3 protein-coding genes and 2 pseudogenes are annotated in these 3,541 nt (G+C 65.0%); all 5 read right to left on the reverse strand.

The window, feature by feature from the left end; translation table 11 throughout:
* Positions 1–130: 130 nt before the first annotated feature.
* Positions 131–352 (reverse strand): annotated as a pseudogene (locus tag VMD50_RS14525) (IS1634 family transposase); the annotation flags it as partial.
* 230 nt (positions 353–582) lie between these two features.
* Positions 583–1,509, reverse strand: a complete 927-nt coding sequence (locus VMD50_RS14530) for a DUF2961 domain-containing protein (RefSeq protein WP_325428444.1) — start codon at positions 1,507–1,509, stop codon at positions 583–585.
* Positions 1,510–2,019: 510 nt separating this feature from the next.
* Positions 2,020–2,187 (reverse strand): annotated as a pseudogene (locus VMD50_RS29970) (IS1634 family transposase); the annotation flags it as partial.
* A 505-nt stretch (positions 2,188–2,692) separates the two neighbouring features.
* Positions 2,693–2,977, reverse strand: a complete 285-nt coding sequence (locus VMD50_RS14535; RefSeq protein WP_325428445.1) for a hypothetical protein — start codon at positions 2,975–2,977, stop codon at positions 2,693–2,695.
* 18 nt (positions 2,978–2,995) lie between these two features.
* Entirely contained in the window at positions 2,996–3,430 is a 435-nt protein-coding gene (locus VMD50_RS14540) for a WhiB family transcriptional regulator (protein ID WP_325428446.1), read from the reverse strand.
* Between the last annotated feature and the right edge of the window lie 111 nt (positions 3,431–3,541).

Raw genomic sequence — 3,541 nt, forward strand, 5'->3', positions numbered from 1 at the left:
GCTCGAACCAAGGCACGAGCAATCAGCCAACTCGAAACCCTCGGATACCGGGTCATCCTCGAACCACTCACCCAAACCGCGTAACCCACCATCACCCGGGTCGCCCCTTGTGGTCACCCCAATTTTCGTGTCAGTGCGCACTGATGGGTGAGTTGACCTTGGCGAGGGCTTCGGTGAGGTCGTCGGGTACGGGTTCGGCGGCGGTGAGTGTTTGTCGTCCGGCTTGGATCATGCGGTAGCGGCTTGCGGTGCGGACGAATTCCTTGATGCTCCAGCCGGTTTGGCGTTCGATCCAGTGGCTGACCGCCAGGGCGGCGAACAAGATGCTCAGGTGCGCTTCGATGGAGTCGCGGCGTGTGGTGGTAGACCGGGCCGGGCCTGTAGGTCGGTCTGGTTGGCCTCCGAGATCATTGCCAGCGCGTTGGCCGCGGTGGTCAGGTCACGCGGGTGCCAGCCGCCAGCGTCCCACCCCAGCTCATGGATGTGTTGATCGTCGGTGCGGACGTAGATGACCTAGCCGACCAGAGCCGCGCAGCGACCGCCGCGGGCGTGAGTGAGAAAGCCCCGGGGTCGCCTGCCGCGTTAGTGGTAGTAGAGAGTGCATCCGCAGAACGTGTCGCCGGTTGTCACCGCGTCCTCGGTGAGGATCCGCACCGTGCACGTGGAGCTGAACGGGATGCCACCCCACTTGCCCCACCAGTCGGTGGCCATCGCCATGCAGAAGGGCTGGAGAGGCGGCTGGCGGGTGCCGATGAACGAGTGGCGGCCGAGGGTCTGGTTGGCGGCATCGTTGAAGTACCAGCCGCTGTCGAACGTATCCTCCGTCCGCGTGGTGCGGATCGAGGGCGTGGTTTCGCCGTCGATGTAGAACGCAAAGTCCCGTTCGAGCCACGTCAGATTCCAGTTCGTGGTGTCCACGCCACCCACATAAGACGTGTACACCACCGAGCCGGGCCCGGGGTTGGTGATCTGCATCAGCGTGTTCACGTCCCCGGCCGCGCGGTTCACCTTCTGGTCGGCGTACCGGTAGCCCTGGCTACGCAGCCGCATCCCCGGATCGGCATCCCCCAGCGTGTACGTCACTACGGAGAACACAAAGGCGGTCTGGAGGATGTAGCCCGCCGGGTAGTGGTACACCACCTTGGCCGCGGAGCCGAAGGGCATCGGGAACGTGAACAGGAACGCCAGCTTGTAGTTGCTGATGTCCATCTCCACGTGGAGGTGGTCAAGGTCGAGAGAGTGGCCCTGGCCCTGCCAATGCGTGGCCAGCAGCGTCCCCAGGTCCATGTCCAGGCCCGGCGTTGTCAGGCCGTCGTAGAAGACCTGGAGCCGCGCGTCCAGGGTCGGGTTGTTGCCGCCCGCGACGGCCATCCACACCGACCGGATACACCCCGAATTGCCGGTGATGTCGGCCAGCACCAGATCGTCGCCGGAGGTGACCGTTTGCCGTTCCAGCGAGGACTGATAGAGCTTCCTGGTGCCCAGGCCGGCCAGCGGGCCCGTACTCATGCCGTCACCGCAGGGTAAATGCACCGCACGGTGACCGGGTACTCGTCCGGTGGCCGGCACAGGTCGGCCTGCGCCGCCCTCTGACCACGTGCGTATTCGTCGCGGGACAACGCTCGCCGCTCGCGCAGCGGGGTATCATGCCACTGCTGGGGATCCGGTAGGGGTGGAGACCCGGGCCGGGGGCGAACGACGACGGTCGCACCGATAAGCTTGTCCGGGTCACCGGGTCCCACATACCGGTGAGTGGCGGGGCGGGGCCGTTCACTACCCGGCAACGGCGTTGATGGCCCAATATCGGCCATGTCCAGCTCCTCACAGGCACCCCCACGGATCCGCCACATTACAACCCGCAAGACCTATTGCGCGCCGATCCGTCTGGTTTGCGCGAGGGTGCGGCCCGCTGAGCGGACCGGCAATCCGAGCCACCGGCTTCACGGCTAGCTGCCAACCGAAACCTATCTGCGCATTGCATGATAGAGGTCTGGCCCGCCACACCGAGGTCCCGCTCGCCTGGTCGGCGGCCAACCGCTCGGCGGCGGCGGCCTTCAACGCCGCCAACTGGGCCTCATCGTGAGCCGAACCGAGATGCTCAATCGAACGTGACCCGCGCCGAGACGACCACACCATCTGCACCGCAGTCGCCCCAGAACTGGTCTTCACCGTGCGCACATACGCCACCACCGCACCCTACGGGCCACCCCTAGTGCACACATTCGCACCCAAGCCCACGCGAACCCGCAGGTCACAGCCCTACGCCACAACCAGACCCAGCACAGTGATAAGAGTCAGGTTGCGCGACGACTGGTGAGCTCCCGCTCGGAGGCGGGGCTCAAGGGCAGCCTTGTAGCTGACGATGGGTTAGGGCTACGTGGCCGTTCGTGGTCTCACGGAGCTTGGAATGCGACTGAGGAACGCGCCGTCGATCACGCTGTCGGGGCCGATTGAGCGCGTCGGCGTCGGGTGGTGCACCGACGGGGCCGGCTACCCGCTGCGGTTCGCGGCTTACGTGGTCGACCGGTGCCTGGTGAATGCTCGTGAAGCCTTCGTGAATGGCCATCGTGAGATTCCTTGCAGGGTTGAGTGATTCAATAAGCGGCGCACCGGCCGATACCGGCAATTCCGGATCGGTCATGAAGTGCCTCAGGCGCCGGGCCGCAGCGCGGAGGTGGGCACGCAAGGCGGCTTAGCCACCTACCGCGGCAGGGTTGATGTAGAGGTGGGCGATTAGTTCGATCCATCGACACGCGTCCTCGCGGCGCGCTGCCAGAAGATGCGGGGGTGGGGTTTGGGTGGCGGTGCAGCCGGCGCTGGCCACCCCGGTGGCCAGATACAGCCGCCAGTACAGGTGACCGACGGGTCGAAATGCCCCGCAAATCACCGATGTGTCGTCATCAAAGACGGTGATGCGTTCGGTGCCGTTGTCGTCGACGCTGGCGATCGCGGGATGCTCGGCAGTGACGGAGCTCATGGGAACCTTCCTGTGCGGCTAGGCGGCGCCGGCCTGAAAGATCAGGGGTTCGTCGTCGTCGGTCTCGTCGTCGTCCATGAGGTCAGGTAGCGGGGCGACCTTAAGGTCACCGAGCTCGGTCTGTCGGCGTTGCTCGAACTGTGCGGCCAGACGCGCATAGACCGGCTTGAGTGCCTTGGGCTGGGCGCCGGGCAGAATCACTCCACCCCACACGCCGTGCGTCGCGCCGGTGGCCACCGCGTTGTAGCCGCAGCGGCCCCTGTAAGGGCACTCGGCGCAGCGCTTGATGGCGCGATGCTTCGTACGGGGGTTAAAGAACAGCTCGGGGTCTTCTTGGCAGGCCAAGTCTTGGCTGGTCTGGAAGAGGCGCACGTCGGCGCGCATCTGGAAGGACGCAAAAGGTCTGGCAACGGTGTTGGGGGTATCGGCCGGGGAGGTGAGCGCGGTTGTCATCGGACGGGCGTCCTTCCTGTAGGTCGTCGGTTCTTCACTGCGGCGGAACACCGTGAATTACCGATAATCTAACAGATGTTTTAGCGATTTTAGCGGTTGTACCGCTAAAAT

The organism is Mycobacterium sp. (assembly GCF_035506235.1).
GTDB lineage: Bacteria > Actinomycetota > Actinomycetes > Mycobacteriales > Mycobacteriaceae > Mycobacterium.